This is a genomic window from Nocardia sp. NPDC001965 (assembly GCF_053594175.1).
The window spans coordinates 1-21,354 of record NZ_JBSFDZ010000040.1; the positions used below are offsets into that span (position 1 = coordinate 1).

Sequence of the window (21,354 nt, forward strand, 5' to 3'; positions counted from 1 at the left end):
GGCGGGGCCCGCCCCGGTTCTGGAGCGACGGAGCGGGGGAGCGAAGCGGAGGAGCGCAGGAGTGAAGAACCGGGGTCACGAGGGCCCCGCCCCGCCCCGCCGAAGGCGGGGCAAATAAACACAGCCCCGCCCGCCGCAGGCGGCGCCGAAATTACAGCGACTTCTTCTGGACCTTGCCCATGGCGTTTCGCGGGAGGGAGTCCACGAAGCGGATCTCCCGGGGGCGCTTGTGGACCGAGAGCTCACCTGCCACGTGGTCGATGAGTTCCTGTGCGGTCGGCGCCTGATCACGCGGGACCACGAAGGCGACTATCCGCTGCCCGAGGTCGGCGTCGGCGTGTCCCACGACGGCCACTTCGGCGACCGCCGGGTGACCCAGCAGCGAGGTTTCCACTTCCCCCGCCCCGATCCGGTAGCCGCCGGATTTGATGAGGTCGACCGATTCGCGTCCGACGATCCGATGGAAGCCGTCCGAGTCGATGGCGGCGACATCTCCGGTGCGGAACCAGCCGTCTTCGGTCCAGCATTCGGCGGTGGCCTCGGGACGGCCGTAGTAGCCGTCGAAGAGCATCGGCCCGCGCACCTGGAGGCCACCGATAGCGGAGCCGTCGTGGGGCACCGGCCGGCCCGCTTCATCGCGGAGCCGGGTCTCGACACCGTGGACCGGCACGCCGACCCATCCCGGCCGCCGTTCACCGTCCGCCCGGGCCGACAGGGTGATCATGGTTTCGCTCATGCCGTACCGTTCGACCGGCCGATGCCCGGTGAGTTCGGCGAGACGTTCGAAGACCGGTACCGGCAGCGGGGCGCTGCCGGAGATCAGCAGACGGGCGGCGGCCAGTTCTTTCGCGGCGGCGGGGTCCTCGGCGATCCGCGTCCAGACGGTCGGCACGCCGAAGTACATGGTGCCCGGGGCCGCCGCGTAGTTCGCGGGGGTCGGCTTTCCGGTGTGCACGAGCGGGCTGCCGACCCGCAACGGTCCGAGCAGACCCAGGATCAGCCCGTGTACATGGAACAGCGGCAGGCCGTGGACCAGCACATCGTCCGCGGTCCAGGCCCACGCGCCGGCCAGCGCGTCGAGTCCGGCGGCGATGGCGCGGCGACTCAGTACCACCCCTTTGGGGGCACCGGTGGTTCCGGAGGTATAGAGCACGAAGGCCGGGGCACCCGGATCGGGTTCGGGGTAGGTATGCCAGGAGCGGGCGTGCAGCCGGACCGGGACCACCGGTAGCAAGGTGCCTTCCGGCGCTTCGCCCAACCAGGCCTGAGCCCCGGAATCGGCGAGCAGATGGTCGAGTTCGGCCGTTCCGGAGTCGGGTGGCACCGGCACCACGGTCACACCCGCGATGAGGCATCCGACCACGGCGAGCACCGTCGCCGCGGTCGGCCGGGCCAGGACGGCCACCCGTTCGGCCCGCGCGACCCGTTCGGCCACCGAGGTGGCGGCACCGAGTAGGTCACTGCGGGACAGCGTCACACCGTCGATGGTCACGGCGTCCGGGATATCGGCGCCCGCGGCGACGGCGAGGGGGTCGAGCGAGCTGAGCAGACGGTGGCCATAGGACATGCGCCCAAACTACTGCCCCGGGCAGGTACCGGGATCCGGCACCTGCCCGGACCGGTTCGGAAATACACCGGGCCGGACCGGCGCCTTTTCATTTCACACCGATTCCACACCCGTCAGTGAAATTCGATCGATTCAAATTATCCGCATCACGAAGATCCGGAAATCAGCACGAAACCGAAGTATTTTCGGCGCTACTTGACACATATACGCTACGGCGAGAAAGTGAAGCGTCAGCTTTCTCGAGCACTCGAAACGGTTGTTTCCATGACCAGCTCTCCCTCCGCGGAGCCACCCGCACCCGGTTCCGCCGACGAACCGGCCGACTCCGCAGGAGTGGCGCGGGACGAGGAATTCGATTTCCGCCCCTATATCGACGGAGCCGCGATACTCGGCGCCGCCGCCAATGTCATCATGCAACTCGCCGCACCCGGCGTGGGCTACGGAGTGCTGGAAAGCCCGGTCGACAGCGGCAAACTGACAATGCACCCCGTCAAGCGCACGCGCACCACCCTCACCTATCTGGCGGTCGCCCTCCTCGGCAGCCCCGCGGAACGAACCGCCTACCGGAAAGCCGTCGACACCTCGCATCGCCGAGTGCGCTCGAACGACCGGAGTCCGGTGCGGTACAACGCCTTCGACCAGGATCTACAGCTGTGGGTGGCCGCCTGCCTGTACTGGGGCGCCCGCGATATCCGGGAACGGATGCGCGGCCGGCCCGATGCCGAACTCGAGGAGACGATCTACCGCCATTCCGCGCGGTTGGGGACAACCCTGCAGGTACCACCGGAATCGTGGCCCGCGAACCAGGCAGCCTTCGATCGATACTGGACCGAGAACCTCGCCACGACAAGGATCGACCCGCCGGTCCGGGACATGCTGAACGAGATCGTGGACTTGAAGATGTTCCCCCGCCCGGTCCAGCTTCTCGGCGGCCGTTTCAACCGGTGGGTCACCGCGGGCCTGCTGCCGCCGCATCTACGCGCGGAAATGGGGATGGCCTGGTCGGCGGACGACGAACGCCGGTTCGATCGGCTCCTGCGCGGTCTGGGCCGCGTATCGGCGGCGCTACCGGTACCGCTGCGGAGTTTTCCGATCAACGCGTATCTGTTCGATTTCCGGATCCGCCGCCGGTTCGGAAAGAAACTCGTCTGAGCCGAATTCGCAAATATGAAAACGGCTCTGTTCGAATTTCAGGAATCGGCCACCTGTCCCGGCACCCGGAACGAGACGGCCACATGATCGCGCGCGTATCTCCGCACGGCGATATCGTCGCTCAGCGGGATGACCGTCTGCGGAGTCAACGCCAGCGAGAGCGCGGTCCGCGCGATCATCTCGGCCAACGGCAGCGGATCGTAGGCCGGCAATTTGCCTTCACCCTGCAGGCGAGTGATGAATTCGGCGACGTAATCGCGCCCCAATTCGATGACCGGGGCACCCTTGGTGGTCAGGTAGGGCAGCACGATCTCCGGTTCGGTGTCGAGCAGCCGGTCCAGCAGTTCGTTACCCCGCAGACCGGCCAGGAATGCGACGAACAGTTCCACGATCTGATCTTCGGCACCGGCGTCGCGCTCGATCTGCTGCTGGACCGCGGCATCGACACCCTCGATGAAATCGCGGGTCTGCGCCAGACCGACCGCCTGGATCAGATCCGATTTGCTGGAGAACCGCCGGTACAGTGTGGCCAGCGAGAGGCCGCCGCGCCGGGCGACCTCGACCATACTCGTGCGTTTGATCCCGAAATCGAGGAACGCCTGCAAGGCCGCGGCCAGCACGGATTGATCCTGATCTCGGCGCGGCGATCGCACCAGGGGCAACAGTTGAGCCAGCGCACCCATCTCGGCACCTTCCCGCGCTCGGCGATGCAATGACGTAATAAGCATCGCACAACTTCACGTGCGGTTGACGCAAGATCGAGAGAATGAGATGGTTATCATATAATCTTCTCAAAGGAAAGAGGTCACCGATGACCGCTCCCCAACCCGCTCCGATGAACGATCCCGAACCTCAGCGGCTGTACGCGCCGAACTTCGATGTGAACGACCACATCGTCGGAATCACCGCCTTCCTCGGCGGGACCGCGAACGTCATCATGCAACTGGGGCTGCGGCCGGTCGCCTACGGCGTGATGGAGAGCGACGTCAAGAGCGGCAATGTGATGGAGCACCCCTTCAAACGGCTCCGCACCACGCTCACCTACCTCGCCGTCGCCATGCTCGGCACCGAAGAAGAACGCAACGCCTACCGGCTCGCGGTCAACACCTCCCACCGCCATATCCGCACCAAACCCACCAGCCCGGTCAAATACAACGCCTTCGACCCGAAACTCCAACTATGGGTCGCGGCCTGCCTGTACTTCGGCTTCGTCGACCTCCTGGAAAAAGTCCAGGGCCCGATGGACGAAGCCACCGCCGACACCTTCTACGCCCACAGCATCCGACTCGGCACCACCCTCCAGGTCCGGCCGGAGATGTGGCCGCGCGACCGGGCCGCATTCTGGCAGTTCTGGGAAGAAAACCTCGACGCGCTGGAAATCGACGACACGACCCGCGCCTACTTCAACGACCTCATCGACCTGAAGATGGTGGCGCCGCCGATCCAATGGGTCTCGGCGAAATTCCACCGCTTCGTCGTCACCGGGTGCCTCCCCCCGCAGATCCGCGAAAAAATGCTGCTCACCTGGACCGAAGGAAACCAACGCTGGTTCGACCGGACCATGCGGATCATCGGCTTCGGACTCGCGCTCCAGCCCCGTATCCTCCGCCAGTTCCCGATGAACTACTACCTGTGGGATATGCGCCGCCGCATGCGCAAGGGCAAACCCCTGGTCTGAGTTGTCTGCGCCGCCTCCGGCGTCGCGTGTCGGGGCCCTTGTGACCCCGATTCTTCACTCCGGCGGGCGTGGTCGAGGGCCTATCGACCCCGGCTGTGTCGACGGCTCCACCTCCGGCGAGATGGTCAGGGCTCTCGCGATCACGGATGCTGAGCACCCTGTGCGAGATATGCGAAGGCAATTCGAGGGGTGGGCTCGGGCATGCTCGGCGCGCCGGGGCCTCGATCGATCGGGCGGGCAGCTTCGTTCGGTTCGTCGGGGGAGAACCGGAGTTGGGCGGTCGGCGCAGAATTCGCTCGTCCGGGGTTCGCTCAGCGCCCGGCCAGGGCACGTAGGAAGAACGCCAGATTGGCGGGTCTCTCTGCCAACCTGCGCATCAGGTACCCGTACCACTGACGGCCGTATGGCAGGTACACCCGGACGAAATCGCCGCGGTCGGCGAGGCGGAGTTGTTCGTCGGTGCGAATTCCGTAGAGCATCTGGTACTCCACATCGCCGGGACGGCGGCCGGTGATCGTCGCGAGATCGGCCGCGGCCGCGAGCATCACCGGATCATGGGAGGCCACCAGGGGGCTGCCCGAGCCGTGCATCAGGATCCGCAGACAGCGCAGGTAGGCGCGGTCGACGTCGACTCGGCGTTGGCAGGCGACCGTTTCCGGTTCCCGGTAGGCGCCCTTGCACAGGCGCACCCGGGCGCCCGCGTCGGCGAGATCGCGGCAATCGTCCGCGCTGCGGTGGAGGTACGCCTGGATCACGGTGCCCAGCCAGGGGAAATCGGCGCGGACCTCCCGGGTCGCGGCAAGAGTGGCGGCGGTGGTGGTGTGGTCCTCGGCATCCACGGTGACCCACACCCGGGCCTCGGCGGCCTTGGTGCACAGGGTGCGCAGATTCTCGGTCGCGATCGCCGGGCCGTCGGACCCGAGCGCCTGCCCCAGGGCAGACAGTTTGACCGAGACCTCGAGCGGTGCCGCACCCGCGGGCACCTCGGCGGTGGGCAATGCCGCGAGGTCGTTGATCAAGGCCAGATATTCGGCGACCGCGGACTCGGCCTGCGCCCGATCCGTGGTGTTCTCACCGAGGAAATCGACACTGACCGCACGTCCGCTCATGAGCAGCCGGCCCGCTGCCGCGACCAGATCCGATCGGGCTTCCCCGGGTACGAAGCGATGCACCATCGCGGCGGTGGCCGGACTCGTGGTCAGGGTGCGTTTCACTCGGTCCGACCCGGCCGCGGCGAGGATGGCCGGCCGTAGCGGATTCACCGTAGCTCCCAGCGACAGCCGCGCACGGGCACCGCGCGCTCGCCGGGCCGCTGCGGGCCGGTCATCCCTGCTCCATATGTGGATAGCGGTGATCGGTGTGCGGAACGAAGGTTTCCTTGAGGGTGCGCGGTGCCACCCAGCGCAACAGGTTCAACGGCGAACCCGCTTTGTCGTCGGTACCCGAGGCACGGGCCCCGCCGAACGGCTGCTGCCCAACCACCGCTCCGGTGGGCTTGTCGTTCACATAGAAATTGCCGGCCGCGAAGCGCAGCACCGCGGCCGCCTCCTCCACCGCCTTCCGGTCCTGCGCGAAAACCGCGCCGGTCAGCGCGTAGGGGGCGGCCGACTCCACCTCGGTCAGGATGGTCCGATAGGCGTCGGGCTGAGAATCGTCGTACACGTGCACCGACAGGATCGGGCCGAAGTACTCGGTGGCGAACGATTCGTCGCGCGGATCGTCGGCGAGCAGTACGGTCGGCCGCACGAACCAGCCCTCGCTGTCGTCGTAGGTGCCGCCGACCGGTATCTCCACGCCCGCATCCCGCGCCCGTTCGATCGCGCGCACACACTTGTCGTAAGCCCGGCGATCGATCACCGCGCCGCCGAAGTTCGACAGATCCGCGATATCGCCGTAGCTCAAGCTCTCGGTGACCCCGAGGAAATCCTCGCCCATCTCCCGCCACAGCGATCTCGGCAGATAGGCGCGCGACGCGGCCGAACATTTCTGGCCCTGATACTCATAGGCACCGCGGATCAGGGCCGTACACAACGCGGCCGGGTCGGCGGAGGGGTGCGCGACAATGAAATCCTTACCGCCGGTCTCCCCGACGATCCGCGGATAACCGTGATAGCGACCGATACCGGCCCCCACCTGACTCCACAGATATCGGAAGGTCGCGCCGGAGCCGGTGAAATGGATACCGGCCAGACGCGGATCGGCGAGTGCGACCTCGGAGAGTTCCCGCCCGTCGCCGGTGACCATATTGATCACGCCGGGTGGCAGACCGGCCGCCTCCAGCAGTTTCATCGTGTAATAGGCGGCCAGCGTCTGCGTGGGCGAAGGTTTCCACACCACGGTATTGCCCATGAGCGCGGGCGCGGTCGGCAGATTCCCGGCGATCGCCGTGAAATTGAACGGCGTGATGGCGTAGACGAAACCCTCGAGGGGCCGGTAGTCGAGCCGGTTCCACACCCCGGTGCTCGATTGCGGCTGCTGCGCCATGATGCCGCGGGCGAAGGAGACATTGAACCGCCAGAAGTCGACGAGCTCGCACGGTGCGTCGATCTCGGCCTGCGCCACCGATTTCGACTGACCCAGCATGGTCGCCGCGGCGAGAGTCTCCCGCCACGGTCCGGCCAGCAGATCCGCGGCCCGCAACAGCACCGCGGCGCGTTCGTCGAACGGTAGCGCCCGCCAATCCGGGGCCGCCGCGATCGCGGCATCGATGGCGGCGGCGGCTTCGGTGTGCGTGGTGTCGGTATAGGTCCCGAGTACCTGCCGGTGCCGATGCGGTGCGACGATCTCGCGACGCTCACCGATTCCCGGACGATGCTTACCGCCGATGACCAGTGGGATCTCGGCCGTGCTGTCGGAGATATCGGCGAGCTCACCGAGCAACCGTTCCCGCTCAGGGCTGCCCGGCGCGTACGTGTGCACCGGCTCGTTACCGGGGGTGGGGACAACTGTGACAGCGTCCATACCCCAGGCTAGCTCCGCGCGAGCGGCCCCGCTCGAACTCGACGCGCCCACTGCGCGGAGTCGTTATCGCACTGCCGCGCGGAGTCGTTATTGCACTGCCGCGCGGCTGCGGCAGCGACCCGCCTATCCGCGCAGCCGCTGCGCCGCCGTAGCGATCCGTTCGTCGGTGGCGGTCAATGCGATACGCACGTGCCGGGCACCCGCGGGTCCGTAGAACTCACCCGGAGCCGCCAGAATGCCCCGGTCGGCCAGCCAGTCGAGGGTGACCCGGCACGGCTCGTCACGCGTCGACCAGAGATACAACCCGGCCTCGGAATGATCTATCCGGAAACCGGCGTCCAGCAGCGCGGATCGCAGGATCTCGCGACGGGCCCGGTAACGTTCCCGCTGCGCCGATTCGTGCGTGTCGTCACCGAGCGCCGCCGCCATGGCCGCCTGGATCGGGAAGGGCACCATCATGCCGGAATGCTTTCGCACCTCCAGCAATTCGGCCACCAGCACCGGATCACCGGTCACGAACCCCGCCCGGTAGCTCGCCAGATTCGATGTCTTGGACAGCGAATGCACCGCCAACAGACCGGTATGGTCGCCGTCGCAGACCCGCGGATCCAGAATCGACACCGCCGACTCGTCCCAGGCCAACCCCAGGTAACACTCGTCGGAAGCGACGACCGCGCCGCGTTCACGCGCGAAGGCCACCACTTTCCGCAGGTGTTCGACCCCCAGCACCTTGCCGGTCGGATTCGACGGCGAGTTGAGGAAGATGAGCGCCGGACTCTCCGGACCCGACCGGGTGAGTCCGTCGGCACGCAGAATCCGCGTCCCGGCGAGCAGCCCGCCCACCTCGTAGGTCGGATACGCGACCTCGGGGATCACCAGCAGGTCCGCGGCACCCAGGCCGAGCAGCCGCGGCAACCCGGCGATCAGCTCCTTGGTGCCGATCACCGGCAGAACCGCCGCCTCGTCCACCCCGGTGATACCGAAACGCCGGGCCAGCGCGGCCACCGCCGCGCCCCGCAACTCCGGCGTGCCGTGCGTGGTCGGATACCCGGGCACCCCGGAAACCGAGTTCAGTGCCGCACGGATCAGCGGATCCACCGGATCGACCGGGGTCCCCACCGACAGATCGACGAGTCCACCCGGATGGGCCGCGGCTCGCGCCTTCGTCTCGGCGATGGTGTCCCACGGGAAATCGGGTAGCGCCGCACTCACCCGCCGGCGAGTGGAAACCTCGGCGCTCATCGGAAGAACGCTCTACTCATCGGCCATCGGCGGCAGCTCTTTGATGAACGCCGGATCGGAATCGACCTTGCCCAGCTTGGTGGCACCGCCGGGCGAACCCAACTCGTCGAAGAAGTCGACATTGGCGTTGACGTAACCGCTCCACTGATCGGGGGTGTCGTCCTCGTAGAAGATCGCCTCGACCGGGCAGACCGGCTCACACGCGCCACAGTCGACGCATTCGTCGGGATGGATGTAGAGCATGCGGCCACCCTCGTAGATGCAATCCACCGGGCATTCCTCGATGCACGCCTTGTCCTTCACGTCAACGCACGGTTCGGCGATGATGTACGTCACTCCCGCACTCCTAGTCTTCCTTCTACTCCGGGTAACTGCGCCCGCGCACAAGTATTCCTGGCGCCCCACAGGCTACCCCCGGTGAGCCTGCCCTAATATCGGCGCCGCCTGCGGCGCCGCGGGCGGGGCCCTCGTGACCCCGGTTCTTCACTCCTGCGCTCCTCCGCTTCGCTCCCCCGCTCCGTCGCTCCAGAACCGGGGCGGGCCCCGCCTATGTGGTGGGCTCTGCTTTTGGCGGGGTGGTCGGGTCCTCGTGACCCCGGTTCTTCACTCCTGCGCTCCTCCGCTCCGCTCCCCCGCTCCGTCGCTCCAGAACCGGGGCGGGCCCCGCCTATGTGGTGGGCTCTGCTTTTGATGGGGTGGGCGGGGTCCTCGTGACCCTGGGCTCTGCTCCGGCGTTCGGTCGCTGCGCTACTTAGGTTCTGTCGCTCCAACTGGGTCGCCCCCGACTCGTTCATGGCCCCGCCTTCGGCGGGGGGCCTGTCGGGGCCCTCTAGGCCCTGGTTCTTCGCTCCGGCGTTCGGTCGGTGTGCTCCGTCGCTCCAGAACCGGGGCGGGCCCCGACCATGGAGGTGACCCTCTGGGTGCGGGGTGCGGGGTGCGGGGTGCGGGGTGCGGGGTGCGGGGTGCGGGGTGCGGGGTGCCGGGTGCCAGGTGCCAGGTTTACTGGGTGACCAGGTGTCGAGCGGTGTTGTGTTCCCGGTGGGTGAGTCCGCCCACCTTCGCGTGAAGGGCGGCGGTGCTTCCGCGTTCTGCGGGGTGGTGTGGGCGGGCGGATGACCGGCGCGGATGTGGCCGGGCGAGGGTGGGGGCGGGGGATTGCATGCCCGGAGCGGCCGCAGAGGTACGCACGTATTCTGTGGGGCATGTCCTCGGCAATACCGTTGAATGTCGGAATCACTCGCTCGGCCGGCGCCGCGACCGCCGACCCGCAAGAAAAACGAGTGCTGCTCGCCGAACCGCGCGGATACTGCGCGGGTGTGGACCGTGCGGTGGAAACCGTGGAGAAGGCGCTGGAGAAACACGGCGCGCCGATCTATGTCCGCAAGGAGATCGTGCACAACCGCCATGTGGTGGAGACGCTGCGCGAGCGCGGGGTGATTTTCGTCGACACCACCGACGAGGTGCCCGAAGGGGAACTCGTGGTGTTCTCGGCACACGGTGTCTCGCCCGCGGTGCACGCGACCGCCGCCGAACGCAAACTGCGCACCATCGACGCCACATGTCCGCTGGTGACCAAGGTCCACCAGGAAGCCAAACGCTTCGCCCGCGACGACTACGACATCCTGCTGATCGGCCACGAGGGCCACGAGGAGGTCGAGGGGACCGCCGGTGAGGCCCCCGAGCACGTACAACTGGTCGACGGGCCCGACGCGGTCGAGAAGGTGACCGTGCGCGACGAGTCCAAGGTGATCTGGTTGTCGCAGACCACGCTCAGCGTGGACGAGACCATGGAGACGGTGTCGCGGCTGCGGGAGAAGTTCCCGGCGCTGCAGGATCCGCCCAGCGACGATATCTGCTATGCCACCCAGAACCGCCAGGTCGCGGTGAAGGCGATGGCGCCGGAATGCGATCTGGTGATCGTCGTGGGCTCACGCAACTCGTCGAACTCGGTACGCCTGGTGGAGGTCGCGCTGGGGGCGGGCGCCCGGGCGTCGTATCTGGTGGACTACGCGCGCGAAGTGGATCCGGCGTGGCTCGACGGCGTGCGCACGGTCGGGATCACCTCTGGGGCGTCGGTCCCCGAGATCCTGGTGCGTGGGGTGCTGGACATGCTCGCCGAACACGGGTTCGGCGAGGTCCAGTCGGTGACGACCGCGAACGAGACCCTCGTCTTCGCGCTGCCTCGGGAACTGCGGGCCGCGCGGCGCTGACCCGCCGCGTTCACCTGCGTTCGGGCCGCCGCCGCTCCGGAATCGGTTCCCGGACGCGGGCGGCCTGCGGTGCCCGGGCCGGCTCTCCCCGGCGCGGGTTGGCGCGCACCGGTTCCTCCGGCGCCGGCGGGCGGGCGGGCCGGTGCTGGCGCATCTCACGAGTGCGCGGTGCGGCGCCCCGCGCGGCCGGTTCGGCGGGCGGACGGCCGCGGCCACCTCGGCGTGGGGGTTCGTCGATCGATTCGTGGGTGTAATCGGGCTCGGGGTGCTCCGGCCGCTGCGGGCGCGCTTTCGTCTTCGTCTTGCCGTTCGACTTCGACCGGGCCGCCAGGGTCTCGGCGCGCGACAGCTTGTTCGCCCGCGCTGGTTTGCCCTCGCCGCCCGCGGCACGTTTCGTCTGTCCGCGGTTCGGCCGCTTCGCGGTATCGCGCCGGGACCTGCTCTCCGCCCGCTCCTTCGATTCGCCGCGGGTCGTCCGCCGCTCGCTGCGGCCCCAGCTGGTGCCGCGCCGGGCGGCGGCCGTCTCCTGGGCCGCGTTCTCCGAGCGGAACTGGGCGATCCGGATACCGGCCACGACGAGCACCAGCACCGTGGCCAGCATCATCGGCGGGAAGCGGTGTACCAGCGGGATCGCCAGGTTCAGCAGGATGTCCTTGAGCGAGGCGGTGCTGGTCCCCGTCAGCTGGCGATAGGCGATCGGTACGGCCACGAACAGCAGTAGCGGCGGTAACACCATGGTGGTGAACAGGCCGCGGAACCGCACCGCCGCCACCGCGGCCAGACATCCGAGGATGTAGAACGCGCTGAAGGTGCCGGTGAGGTCCGTGACGTCGCCGAGGGCATCGATGAGGAAACCCAGGAAGGTGCAGGCCGCAGCGATGAGAACCGCGGCATACGCCGGGACACCCGGCACCGTCGGCAATAACGAACGTTGCGGCGCGGGCACCCGGGAATTCACTCGTTGGGAAGCAGCCACGTAGGAAACACTATCGTCCGGAAGGGTCGACCGTGTTACGGCACGGCCGGTCCGGTCCCGCGATTGTCCGGAATGCGTGGTCGGCGGCGGAATCCATACCGTCAAGGGATATGGGTGGCGCGCAACACTGTGGCGCATTAGAGACATGCGCGGCGCCGGGTACCGGTCCGGTACCGCCAGGGAGCAGGGCACTCTCGGCGTGTTGCCGGTGTGGCGTCCCCGGTATCGGCACCGGCGTTGAAGCTGTCGGTGAGTTGCCCTAAATTCGCGGTCATGCGAATCCTGCATACGTCGGACTGGCATATCGGTCGCACCTTTCACGGCGTGGACCTGCTGGCCGACCAGTCGCGGGTACTCGAAGCGATCGCCGAGCTCGTTGCCGCCGAAGCCGTGGACACCGTCGTACTTCCCGGCGACGTCTACGACCGATCGATCCCCAGCGCGGATGCGATCGCGGTGTGCAACAGGGGGTTCGAGGCGATCCGGGCGGCGGGAGCGCGGATCGTGGCCACCTCCGGTAACCACGATTCGCCGACGCGGCTCGGGGCGGGCGCGAGTTTCGCGGCGGCCGGCGGGCTGTATCTACGGACCACGGTGGCCGATTCGGGCCGCCCGGTGCTGTTGTCCGACGAGCACGGTGAGGTCGCCTTCTACGGCATTCCATATCTGGAGCCGGAGATATGCCGGGGTGAGCTCGGGGTGCCGCAGGCCCGTTCGCATACCGAGGTGCTCGAGGCGGTGCTGGACCGGATCCGGGCCGACAGCCGGCAGCGGCCGGGCACGCGGACGGTACTGCTCGCGCACGCGTTCGTGGTGGGCGGCGCGGCGGCCGGGTCGGAGCGGTCCATCTCGGTGGGCGGGGTGGAGACGGTGCCACTGGCCATGTTCACCGAGCCGGGATTCGACTATGTGGCGCTCGGGCATCTGCATTCGCCGCAGACCCTCGCCGATTCGGTGCGGTATTCGGGTTCACCACTGCCGTATTCGTTCGGGGAGAGCAGCCATCGCAAACAAGCCTGGCTGGTGGATCTGGACGCCACCGGCCCCGCCCGGGTGGCCGGCCGTGAACTGCCGCTGATCCGCGGTCTGAGCCGGCTCACCGGGACACTCGAAGAACTCCTGGCCGATCCCGCGTGGGAGAGCGCCGCAGAGCACTATGTGTCGGTATCGCTCACCGATTACGCCCGGCCGGTGGACGCCATGCGCAAACTCCGCGAGCGCTTTCCCTACGCGGTGCACGTGGAATGGGAGCGCCCGCAGGGGGACCCGGCGCTGCGATACCGGGAGCGGGTGCGTGGCCGCGACGATACCGATATCGCCCGCACCTTCCTCACCGATGTGCGTGGTGAACCGAACTCGTCCGAGATGGACTGGCTGACGCGGGCGATGGCGGCGGCTGTGCGGGAAACCGAGGTGGTCGGTGCCGATATCGGCGCGTCGGCGACCGCCGATTCGGAACTCACCGCATGAGGTTGCACCGGCTGGAGATGACGGCCTTCGGCCCGTTCGCCGAGACGGCCTCGGTCGATTTCGACGAACTCGGCGCGGACGGACTCTTCCTCCTGCACGGGCAGACCGGAGCCGGGAAGACCACGGTGCTCGACGCCATCGCCTATGCGCTCTACGGGCGGGTGCCGGGGGCACGAGGCGACAAACGGCTGCATTCCGATCACGCGGCCGCGCAAACCCGCCCCGAGGTGGTACTCGAAGCGACATTGGGCGGACGGCGGCTCCGGCTCACCCGGCAGCCGGAATTCGAGCGGCCGAAAATGCGCGGTAGCGGAACACGGGTGGAGAACGCCAAAGCGACGCTGGCCTGGCTGGACGGGCAGGGCACCAACCTGTCGCGGATCAACGAGATCGGCGACGAGATCGTCCGGCTGCTGGGAATGAGCGCCGATCAGTTCTTCCAGGTGGTGCTGCTGCCGCAGGGCGATTTCGCGAAGTTCCTGCGCGCGGAGAACGAGGACCGCGAACGTCTGCTCGAGAAACTGTTCGATACGGGTCGCTTCGGTTCGGCCGAACAGTGGCTGACCGCCCAGCGCAAGGTATCGGCGGAGCGGATCGGTTCCCAACAGCGCAATGTGGAGGATCTGATCACCCGGGTCGCGGTGACGGCCGGGATCGACCGCACCGAGCGGATCGATATCCTCGACGCGGTCGAATGGTCGCAGGATCTGCTGACCGGTGCCCGCGGCGAGCTGGAGACCACGCAGTGCGAACTGGATCGGCGCCGCGAAGAGTCGGCACGCGCCGACGAGGGGGCGGAACGGGAACGACGGGTTGCCGAGCAACGGCGCCGCCTGGAGTCGGCGCGGCAGCAGCTCGCGCAGTACACCGCGGCAGCCGAGGCGCGGGCCGCGGACCGGGTTGAACTGGATCGCGCTCGGCGGGCCGAACCGGTGGCCGCCGCGCTACGTGAGGCCGAGACGGCGGTTCGCGCCGCTCAGGGCTGTGAATCGGAATCGGTGGCCGCGTCCGGACGGCTGGCCCGGCTGGCCGCCGAACCCGACAGCGCCGATATCCCCGGGATCCATCTGCTGCGCGGCCCCGCCGAGGGGGAGCCGGGCGATCGGGTCGACCTTCCGGCGGCGGGGGCCGGAGACGAGGGAGCCCGGGATACGCGGTCCGGCAACACCGTCGGGGACGAGTTCGCGCTGTTCGACGTAGCCGTCGAAGGCCCGCCGCGGGAGCATCCCGATACGGCGCCCGGCGAACCGGGCCGGGCCGACGACCACGCCGGCTACGACGAGGATCTCGGCCTGGACACCGCGATCCGTGGGTGGAGTGCCGTCCTGGGAAAACTCGACGAGATCCGTACCGACGCGGCGACAGCCGACACGTTGCGTGCCGAACTGGCGGCCCTGCACACCACCACGAAAGAACTCGACGGACGCACGTCCGAGCTCACCGACCGCCGGACCCGGCTGCCCGAGGCCATCGCGGATGCGCAGGCCCGGGCGCGGGAGGCCGATGACGCGAAAGCGGCGCTACCCGGGCTGCGTGCCGAACGTAAGAGGTTGCAGGAGGCCGCGACGGCGGCTGTGGACCTGGCCCGAGCGCGGACCACGCTCGACCGGGCACGGGTGGATCTGGATACCGCGCGCGCCCGGCACCTGACGGCCCGCGAACACGTTCTGGACCTGCGGGAGCGACGGCTGGCCGGAATGGCGGCGGAGCTGGCCGGGAATCTGGTGCCGGGCCGGGCGTGTGCGGTCTGCGGATCGGCCGAACATCCCCGTCCGGCAGAGCAGGCGGCGGGTGCCGTATCGAAAGCGGACGAAGCGGCGGCGGTCGCCGCGGAACGGAAGGCCGAGGCGGCGTGGGATCGTGCCCGGACGGCGCTGGCCGAAGTGGAGCGGGAGATCGAGGTGCTGCTCGCGCGCGGCGGCGATACCGACCGGGTCGAACTCGCCGCGGCCTTACGGGAAGCCGCCGAAAAATGCGGGGATGCCGAGGAGTTGGCCGAATCGGCCGGGGCCTGTACCGAGGCGCTCGCGCGGCTGCGCACCGAGGAGACCCGCCTGCACGACATGCTGCGGGACACCGAGACCCGCGCCGTATCCGCGGCGGCCGCGAGCCGGGCCGCCGGTGCCCGGCTCGCCGAGATCGAGGACAAACTGCGTACCGCCGCCGGACGGGACGGGACCATCGGGCGGCGCCGGGAACGCCTGCACGCGCTCATCGCCGCCGCCGGCGACCGCCGGGAGACCTGTGCCGCGGTGCGGACGGCATGGGAGCGAGCGGCCGCCTGTGCCGTGCGGGTCGAACGGCTGGCGATATCGGCGGGATTGGTTCCGCCGACGAGTTCGGCCGCCACGACCGGACCCGACGATCCGAGCGGGCAAGGGCGCGAACCCGATTCCACCTCGGCGGAAACACTCGCCACCCTGCGTGTGTACTCCCCACTCGTCGGTGCCGCGACCCGCACCGCTCAGCGCCAGGAGACGCTGAGCGCGGCGCTCGCCGCGGCCGACGAGATCCGGGCCGCCGCCCGCGCCGTACTGGACGAGCCGGAGATCCGGGCGGCCGCGGCCGCCGCGCCCGGTGATCCGGAAGCGCTGGCCGCGGCCGTACGGGCAGCGCGTACCGCGCTGCACGAGGCGGTCGCCGCCCACTCGGCTGCCGTGCACCGGGTCACCCAGCTGGAAACCCTGTGCGGGCAGTTGTGGGCGGCGGTCGATCTGATCGCCCCGGCCCAGCGGGCCCACCGCGAACTGGCGGACCTGGCCGAAGTCGTGGCCGGTCGGGGCGAGAACAACCGGCGGATGTCACTGCGCTCCTATGTGCTCGCCGCCCGGCTCGAAGAGGTCGCGGTGGCGGGTTCGGCCCGGTTGCGCCGGATGTCGGGCGGCCGGTACGAATTCGTCCACACCGACCGGGCCGGTACCCACGGCCGGCGCGGAGGCCTCGGCCTGGATATCCGCGACGATTACACCGGTGCCATCCGGCCCGCCCGGACCCTCTCCGGCGGTGAGACCTTCATGGCCTCGCTCGCGCTCGCGCTGGGGCTGGCCGATACGGTCGCGGCCGAGGCCGGTGGCATCATCCTCGACACCCTGTTCATCGACGAAGGATTCGGGAGCCTGGACGCCGACACCCTCGACGCGGTGATGGGTGTACTCGACGAACTCCGCGCCGGGGGCCGGGTGGTCGGCCTGGTCAGCCATGTCGACGAGATGCGCCAGCGGATTCCCAGTCGCCTGCACGTCGTGCGCGGTCGCAACGGTTCCCGGCTGCACGCCACCATCGCCTGACCGCGGCTCAGGCTTCGAGGTCGAGCAACTGTCGTTTGATGTCCAGGCCCCAGCGGAAACCACCCAGGGTGCCGTCGGTGCGTACGATCCGGTGGCACGGCACGAACAGCGCCGCCGCGTTGCGGGCGCAGGCGCTCGCCGCGGCGCGGGTGGCCGCCGGGCGACCGGACCGTGCGGCGAACGCGGTGTAGGTGATCGGTTCGCCCGCCGCAACGGTGCGCAGCACATCCCACGCGTGCTGGAGGAATTCGCCCGACCGCTGACGCACCGGTATCGGATCGATCGCCGTCGGTTCGCCGCGATGGTAGGCGGTCACCGCCTCGGTGACGGCACCCAGTTCTCGCCGGCCGCGTAGATCGTCCGGCCGCAGTCCGGGATGGATCAGCGTGCGGAGCATCTCGGGATCGGCGGTCCAGCCGGATGCCAGGACCGCCCCGTCGGACGTCACGACCGCGGTGAACGGGCCGAGCGGGGTGTCGACGGTCGCGAAATCGGCGGTGCCGACGGCGGCCGGTGCGGGCAGAGTGGCGGTGGTTGCGGACATCAGTCGGTACTCGCTTTCGTATCGGAATCGGTGGCGGGCGCGGTGGTGTCCCGGGATTCGGCCCGGCTGCGCAGTTCGGTCCGCCACAGGTGCATACAGAGGTAGGAACGCCAGGGTGACCAGCGGGCCGTATCGGTGAGATCGACACCCTGCCGGGCCGCGCCGCGGCGGATGACCAGGTCGGTGTGCAACATGATGTCGGGGTCGGCGAGCAGTCGCATCGTGACGTAGTCCGCGGTCCACGGTCCGATCCCGTCCAGGGCGAGCAGATCACGCCGCAGTTCGGCTGCGGTCCGGCCCTGGTGCAGGACCAGATCACCGGCGGCCAGTGCCGCGGCGGCGGCGGTGATGGACCTGATCCGCTGGGTGGGGCCGGTCAGTACTTCGGCGCCGCGTTCGGCGATCACAGCGGGGGTGGGGAAGAGCCGGCTCACCGGCCCGTCCACCGGTTCGCCGAGCGCGGCGACCAGCCGGGCGGTATGGGTATTGGCCGCCGCTACCGAGATCTGCTGACCGATCATGGTGCGCAGCAGCAACTCCGGCCCGTCCACACACCCCGGTACCCGGATCCCGGGGTCGAAACGGGGACCGCGTGATGGACCGGCGGTCTCGCCGCCCCGGGCGAGCGCCTCGTCGATCGCCACCGGGTCGGCGTCGAGATCGAGCAGATGCCGGACCCGGGCGACCGCGGGCGCGAGATCGCGCATATCGCGCAGGGTCAGTTCCGCGTGAACGTATCCGGGCCGCACCGCCAGCCGTACGCCGGCGTGACCGTGCGGGGTGCGGATATTGCGCAGATAGTGGTTCTGCCCGGACGCGGTCTGCCAGAGTTCGAGGCCGGGCGCCACATGGGCGGACAGGAACCAGTCCAGCCAGTCACGGTCCAGCGGCGCCCGGTAGGGCAGGCGCAGGGTCAGGGTGCCGTTGGTCGCGGCGGCGCGGTCGCCGGTGCGCTGCGCTTCGGTGCGCATGGTGCTGGGGCTGACCGCGAACACCTCACGGACGGTGTCGTTGAACTGCCGGATACTCGCGAAACCCGCGGCGAAGGCGATATCCGACATCGGCATGGCCGTGGTCTGGATCAGCAGTCGCGCGGTGTGTGCCCGGTGGGCGCGGGCCAGGGCCAATGGTCCGGCGCCCAGTTCGGTGGTCAGCACCCGGGTGAGCTGGCGCTGTGAATAGCCCAGCGCGGACGCCAGCGCGGGTACACCGCCGCGTTCCACCACACCGTCACCGATCAGCCGCATGGCGCGGGCGGCGAGGTCCGCGCGGGTGTTCCACAGGGGGGACCCCGGTGCGGCATCGGGTAGGCAGCGGCGGCAGGCGCGGTAACCGGCCTGCTGGGCCGCCGCCGCGGTCGGCAGGAAGGTCACATTGGTGCGCTTCGGAGTGATCGCCGGGCAGGACGGCCGGCAATAGATTCCGGTGGTGCGCACGGCGGTGTAGAACTGTCCGTCGAAACGGGGGTCGCGGGCCGAGACCGCGCGATAGCAGCGTTCGAAATCCAGGGCCGTGATGCTCACCCCACACACGATGTCAGCTCACGAAGCCTTGAGCTAGCGGAAAACAGACATCACCGCCGAACGTCGCCTACGCGCCGCGGCATCGAGCGGCGTGTACGTCCGATCGTCGCGACACAGCCCGGGGTTTACGGGCCGGACGGCCGCGAAAACGCGACGGCGGGGCCGGTTCGACCGGCCCCGCCGTCTTCACGCACCGGGTTTCAGCAGCAGCGTGCGCCCGGGTTGCGTTCGGCGTCGGCGTACCGCTCGCGCCAGTACTCACTCTTGCCGGCGACCGGGCGGCCGGGATGCGCCCGGCGCATATGGGCGACGTAGCGCTGGTAGTCCTGTCCGCCCACGACGGAATCCAGGTACCACAACACCGCCCGTACCCCGCGCGTCAGCGCGGTGCGAGCTCTGCGCAGACCCGGTCGGCCGGTGGCCACCGCACTTGCGGCCGCCACCGGATCGACCGCGATCCGCCCGGTCAACTCCGCACCTCCGCGTGGGCGGCCCCGGGCACCGTAACCTCACCCGTCGCGATCCGCTCGTCCCACTGCCGCTGCACGTCCTTCTCCGCCGTGGTGGTCACGAAACCGCTGGGCGCGAAGATCTTCGACGGTTCCTCCGGCGATTCGGTGGTCGAGGTGTCACCGGACTTCCAGGTCCGGTAGCAGACCCATGCCGCCGCCAGCACCACGATGAGCACCAGCACCGCGAAGACGATCGACAGCACACCCTGGATGAACGTATTGCGGATCACCGCGTCCACGTCATCGGGCGTTTTCGCCGTCAGGCACAGTTGGCCCGCGTCCCGGGCGGCCCGGCAGATGCTGTTCTGCTTCCAGTACCCCACCTTCGGATCGGCGGAGAAGATCTTCTGCCAGGAGGCGGTCATGGTGACGATGAGGTCCCAGGCCAGCGCGATTCCGGGGATCCAGGCCCATTTCGTCAGGCCCTTCTTCACCAGGATGGTCAGCACGACCACCAGTGCGATCGCGGCCAGCAGCTGGTTGGCGATACCGAACAGCGGGAACAGCGCGTTGATACCACCCAGCGGATCCGTCACGCCCATCAGCAGGATCGATCCCCAGGCCGCCACCACGACCGCCGAGCACAGCCAGGCGCCCACCCGCCACGACGGATCGGCGAACTTCCGCGCCGGACCCCGCAGGTTGCCCAGGGAATCGGAGAGCATGAACCGCGCCACGCGGGTGCCCGCGTCGATGGTGGTGAGGATGAACAGCGCCTCGAACATGATCGCGAAGTGATACCAGAACGACTTCATCCCGGCGCCGCCCAGGAACCCGGAGAACACTTCGGATATCCCGATGGCCAGCGTCGGAGCGCCACCGGTGCGTGAGATCACCGATTCCTCACCGACATCGGCCGCGGCCTGGCTCAGTTGCGCACCGGTCGCCGGGGGACCGGAGAGCCCCAGGCTGTTCGTATAGGCGGCGGCGGTTTCCGCGGTGCCGCCGGTCGCGCCCGCTGGGGCGTTCATGGCGAAGTACAGGTGCTGATCGATGATGGAGGCCGTGATGATCGCCATCACCGCGACGAACGACTCCATCAGCATGCCGCCGTAGCCGATCATCTTGGCATGCGATTCCTTCTCCAGCAGTTTCGGTGTCGTACCCGACGACACCAGCGCGTGGAAACCGGACAGCGCACCGCAGGCGATGGTGATGAACAGGAACGGGAACAGACTGCCGGCGAAGGCCGGGCCGGTACCGGAGGTCGCGAACTCCGAGACCGCGGGCGCCTTCAGCACCGGCAGGGTCACCAGGATGCCGACCGCGAGCAGGCCGATGGTGCCGATCTTCATGAATGTCGACAGATAGTCGCGCGGCGCCAGAAGCAGCCAGACCGGTAGCACCGAGGCCACGAAGCCGTAGCCGATCAGCATCCAGGAGATGGTGACCGGATGGAAGGTGAACCATCCGGCCCAGGTGTCGTTGTGCGACACCCAGCCGCCCGCGATGATCGCCAGGATCAGCAGTACGAAACCGATGGCCGAGATCTCGCCGACCGCGCCCGGACGCAGATACCGCAGGTACACGCCCATGAAGAGGGCGATCGGGATGGTCATCGCGATGGAGAAGACACCCCAGGGGCTGTGCGCCAGCGCATTCACCACGACCAGCGCGAGGACCGCGAGCAGGATCATCATGATCACCAGCACGCCGACGATCGCGGCCACGCCGCCGATCACACCGAGTTCGTCGCGGGCCATCTGCCCGAGGCTGCGCCCGCGCCGTTTCATCGACACCCACAGCACCAGGTAGTCCTGGACCGCGCCGGCGAACACGACACCGACGATGATCCAGATCGTGCCCGGCAGGTACCCCATCTGGGCGGCCAGCACCGGCCCGACCAGCGGGCCCGCACCCGCGATGGCCGCGAAATGGTGCCCGAACAGCACCCGCCGGTCCATCGGCATGAAGTCTTTGCCGTTGTCCAGGATCTCGGCCGGAGTCGCCAGGTCGTCGCGGGGTTTCACGACCTTGTATTCGATGAGTCGCGCGTAGAACCGGTACGCGATGATGTAGGTACACACCGCCGCGATCACGATCCAGACGGCGTTCACCGATTCACCACGCGCGATCGCGAGAATCGTCCAGGCCACGGCGCCGAGCACGCCGATGGCCGCGAAGATCGCTTTCTTCACGGGCGTGATCGGGGACCGGTCGACCACACCCACTGGTGGTAGGCCTGGGTCGGTCTTGAGGTATTCGATAGTCCCCATCGGGCAACTCCTGTAC

Annotated in this window: 16 protein-coding genes; 5 read left to right on the top strand and 11 right to left on the bottom strand. The window is 68.7% G+C overall.

Features of this window, described 5'->3' with window-relative positions:
- Positions 1-151: 151 nt before the first annotated feature.
- Positions 152-1,567 (bottom strand): acyl-CoA synthetase, encoded by a 1,416-nt coding sequence (locus ACWCPQ_RS30475; RefSeq protein WP_449905293.1) that lies wholly within the window; start codon positions 1,565-1,567, stop codon positions 152-154.
- A gap of 264 nt (positions 1,568-1,831) precedes the next feature.
- Between ACWCPQ_RS30475 and ACWCPQ_RS30480 the strand changes: the two genes are divergently transcribed.
- Positions 1,832-2,719, top strand: coding sequence for an oxygenase MpaB family protein (locus ACWCPQ_RS30480; protein WP_449905295.1), 888 nt, complete (start codon positions 1,832-1,834; stop codon positions 2,717-2,719).
- Positions 2,720-2,757: 38 nt separating this feature from the next.
- Here ACWCPQ_RS30480 and ACWCPQ_RS30485 read toward each other — a convergent pair whose 3' ends face one another.
- Positions 2,758-3,402 carry a TetR/AcrR family transcriptional regulator gene (locus ACWCPQ_RS30485; RefSeq protein ID WP_449905297.1) on the bottom strand — a complete coding sequence of 215 codons (645 nt, stop codon included), beginning with the start codon at positions 3,400-3,402 and terminating at the stop codon, positions 2,758-2,760.
- Between the two features lie 128 nt (positions 3,403-3,530).
- On the opposite strand from ACWCPQ_RS30485, the gene ACWCPQ_RS30490 reads away from it, so the two are divergent.
- A complete protein-coding gene (locus ACWCPQ_RS30490) occupies positions 3,531-4,397 on the top strand; it encodes an oxygenase MpaB family protein (protein ID WP_449905299.1) in 867 nt (288 codons plus the stop codon).
- Positions 4,398-4,708: 311 nt separating this feature from the next.
- Here ACWCPQ_RS30490 and ACWCPQ_RS30495 read toward each other — a convergent pair whose 3' ends face one another.
- The 4 genes from ACWCPQ_RS30495 to fdxA form a co-directional block, all read right to left on the bottom strand.
- Positions 4,709-5,659 carry a proline dehydrogenase family protein gene (locus ACWCPQ_RS30495; RefSeq protein ID WP_449905301.1) on the bottom strand — a complete coding sequence of 317 codons (951 nt, stop codon included), beginning with the start codon at positions 5,657-5,659 and terminating at the stop codon, positions 4,709-4,711.
- A 61-nt stretch (positions 5,660-5,720) separates the two neighbouring features.
- Positions 5,721-7,358, bottom strand: coding sequence for an L-glutamate gamma-semialdehyde dehydrogenase (gene pruA, locus ACWCPQ_RS30500; RefSeq protein ID WP_449905303.1), 1,638 nt, complete (start codon positions 7,356-7,358; stop codon positions 5,721-5,723).
- A gap of 123 nt (positions 7,359-7,481) precedes the next feature.
- Positions 7,482-8,600 (bottom strand): succinyldiaminopimelate transaminase, encoded by a 1,119-nt coding sequence (gene dapC / locus ACWCPQ_RS30505; protein WP_449905305.1) that lies wholly within the window; start codon positions 8,598-8,600, stop codon positions 7,482-7,484.
- A gap of 12 nt (positions 8,601-8,612) precedes the next feature.
- Positions 8,613-8,936 carry a ferredoxin gene (gene fdxA, locus ACWCPQ_RS30510; protein ID WP_039826451.1) on the bottom strand — a complete coding sequence of 108 codons (324 nt, stop codon included), beginning with the start codon at positions 8,934-8,936 and terminating at the stop codon, positions 8,613-8,615.
- An 866-nt stretch (positions 8,937-9,802) separates the two neighbouring features.
- On the opposite strand from fdxA, the gene ACWCPQ_RS30515 reads away from it, so the two are divergent.
- Positions 9,803-10,810: a 4-hydroxy-3-methylbut-2-enyl diphosphate reductase gene (locus ACWCPQ_RS30515; RefSeq protein ID WP_449905308.1), complete on the top strand. Its 1,008-nt coding sequence runs from the start codon at positions 9,803-9,805 to the stop codon at positions 10,808-10,810.
- A gap of 10 nt (positions 10,811-10,820) precedes the next feature.
- Here ACWCPQ_RS30515 and ACWCPQ_RS30520 read toward each other — a convergent pair whose 3' ends face one another.
- Positions 10,821-11,786 carry a DUF6542 domain-containing protein gene (locus ACWCPQ_RS30520; protein ID WP_449905310.1) on the bottom strand — a complete coding sequence of 322 codons (966 nt, stop codon included), beginning with the start codon at positions 11,784-11,786 and terminating at the stop codon, positions 10,821-10,823.
- A 273-nt stretch (positions 11,787-12,059) separates the two neighbouring features.
- Here ACWCPQ_RS30520 and ACWCPQ_RS30525 point away from each other — a divergent pair, with 273 nt between their 5' ends.
- On the top strand, positions 12,060-13,256 hold the full coding sequence (locus ACWCPQ_RS30525) for an exonuclease SbcCD subunit D (protein WP_449905312.1): 1,197 nt from the start codon (positions 12,060-12,062) through the stop codon (positions 13,254-13,256).
- A complete protein-coding gene (locus tag ACWCPQ_RS30530; protein ID WP_449905314.1) occupies positions 13,253-16,543 on the top strand; it encodes an AAA family ATPase in 3,291 nt (1,096 codons plus the stop codon). Before ACWCPQ_RS30525 ends, ACWCPQ_RS30530 begins: the two co-directional genes overlap by 4 nt.
- Before the next feature lie 7 nt (positions 16,544-16,550).
- Here the strand turns inward: ACWCPQ_RS30530 and ACWCPQ_RS30535 are convergent, their stop codons facing one another.
- From ACWCPQ_RS30535 to ACWCPQ_RS30550, 4 genes are all read right to left on the bottom strand, one after another.
- Positions 16,551-17,087, bottom strand: coding sequence for a methylated-DNA--[protein]-cysteine S-methyltransferase (locus ACWCPQ_RS30535; RefSeq protein ID WP_449905316.1), 537 nt, complete (start codon positions 17,085-17,087; stop codon positions 16,551-16,553).
- Positions 17,087-18,610 carry a DNA-3-methyladenine glycosylase 2 family protein gene (locus tag ACWCPQ_RS30540; protein ID WP_449905318.1) on the bottom strand — a complete coding sequence of 508 codons (1,524 nt, stop codon included), beginning with the start codon at positions 18,608-18,610 and terminating at the stop codon, positions 17,087-17,089. Before ACWCPQ_RS30540 ends, ACWCPQ_RS30535 begins: the two co-directional genes overlap by 1 nt.
- Before the next feature lie 200 nt (positions 18,611-18,810).
- Positions 18,811-18,972: a YbdD/YjiX family protein gene (locus ACWCPQ_RS30545; RefSeq protein ID WP_449905358.1), complete on the bottom strand. Its 162-nt coding sequence runs from the start codon at positions 18,970-18,972 to the stop codon at positions 18,811-18,813.
- Positions 18,973-19,076: 104 nt separating this feature from the next.
- Positions 19,077-21,338 (bottom strand): carbon starvation CstA family protein, encoded by a 2,262-nt coding sequence (locus ACWCPQ_RS30550; RefSeq protein WP_449905320.1) that lies wholly within the window; start codon positions 21,336-21,338, stop codon positions 19,077-19,079.
- Positions 21,339-21,354: the final 16 nt, after the last annotated feature.

What these genes read in the sequence shown, in the direction of transcription:
- ACWCPQ_RS30475 (WP_449905293.1), bottom strand. Translation starts at nt 1,567, where the DNA reads ATGTCCTATGGCCACCGTCTGCTCAGCTCGCTCGACCCCCTCGCCGTC.
- ACWCPQ_RS30480 (WP_449905295.1), top strand. Translation starts at nt 1,832, where the DNA reads ATGACCAGCTCTCCCTCCGCGGAGCCACCCGCACCCGGTTCCGCCGAC.
- ACWCPQ_RS30485 (WP_449905297.1), bottom strand. Translation starts at nt 3,402, where the DNA reads ATGGGTGCGCTGGCTCAACTGTTGCCCCTGGTGCGATCGCCGCGCCGA.
- ACWCPQ_RS30490 (WP_449905299.1), top strand. Translation starts at nt 3,531, where the DNA reads ATGACCGCTCCCCAACCCGCTCCGATGAACGATCCCGAACCTCAGCGG.
- pruA (WP_449905303.1), bottom strand. Translation starts at nt 7,358, where the DNA reads ATGGACGCTGTCACAGTTGTCCCCACCCCCGGTAACGAGCCGGTGCAC.
- dapC (WP_449905305.1), bottom strand. Translation starts at nt 8,600, where the DNA reads ATGAGCGCCGAGGTTTCCACTCGCCGGCGGGTGAGTGCGGCGCTACCC.
- ACWCPQ_RS30515 (WP_449905308.1), top strand. Translation starts at nt 9,803, where the DNA reads ATGTCCTCGGCAATACCGTTGAATGTCGGAATCACTCGCTCGGCCGGC.
- ACWCPQ_RS30525 (WP_449905312.1), top strand. Translation starts at nt 12,060, where the DNA reads ATGCGAATCCTGCATACGTCGGACTGGCATATCGGTCGCACCTTTCAC.
- ACWCPQ_RS30530 (WP_449905314.1), top strand. Translation starts at nt 13,253, where the DNA reads ATGAGGTTGCACCGGCTGGAGATGACGGCCTTCGGCCCGTTCGCCGAG.
- ACWCPQ_RS30535 (WP_449905316.1), bottom strand. Translation starts at nt 17,087, where the DNA reads ATGTCCGCAACCACCGCCACTCTGCCCGCACCGGCCGCCGTCGGCACC.
- ACWCPQ_RS30550 (WP_449905320.1), bottom strand. Translation starts at nt 21,338, where the DNA reads ATGGGGACTATCGAATACCTCAAGACCGACCCAGGCCTACCACCAGTG.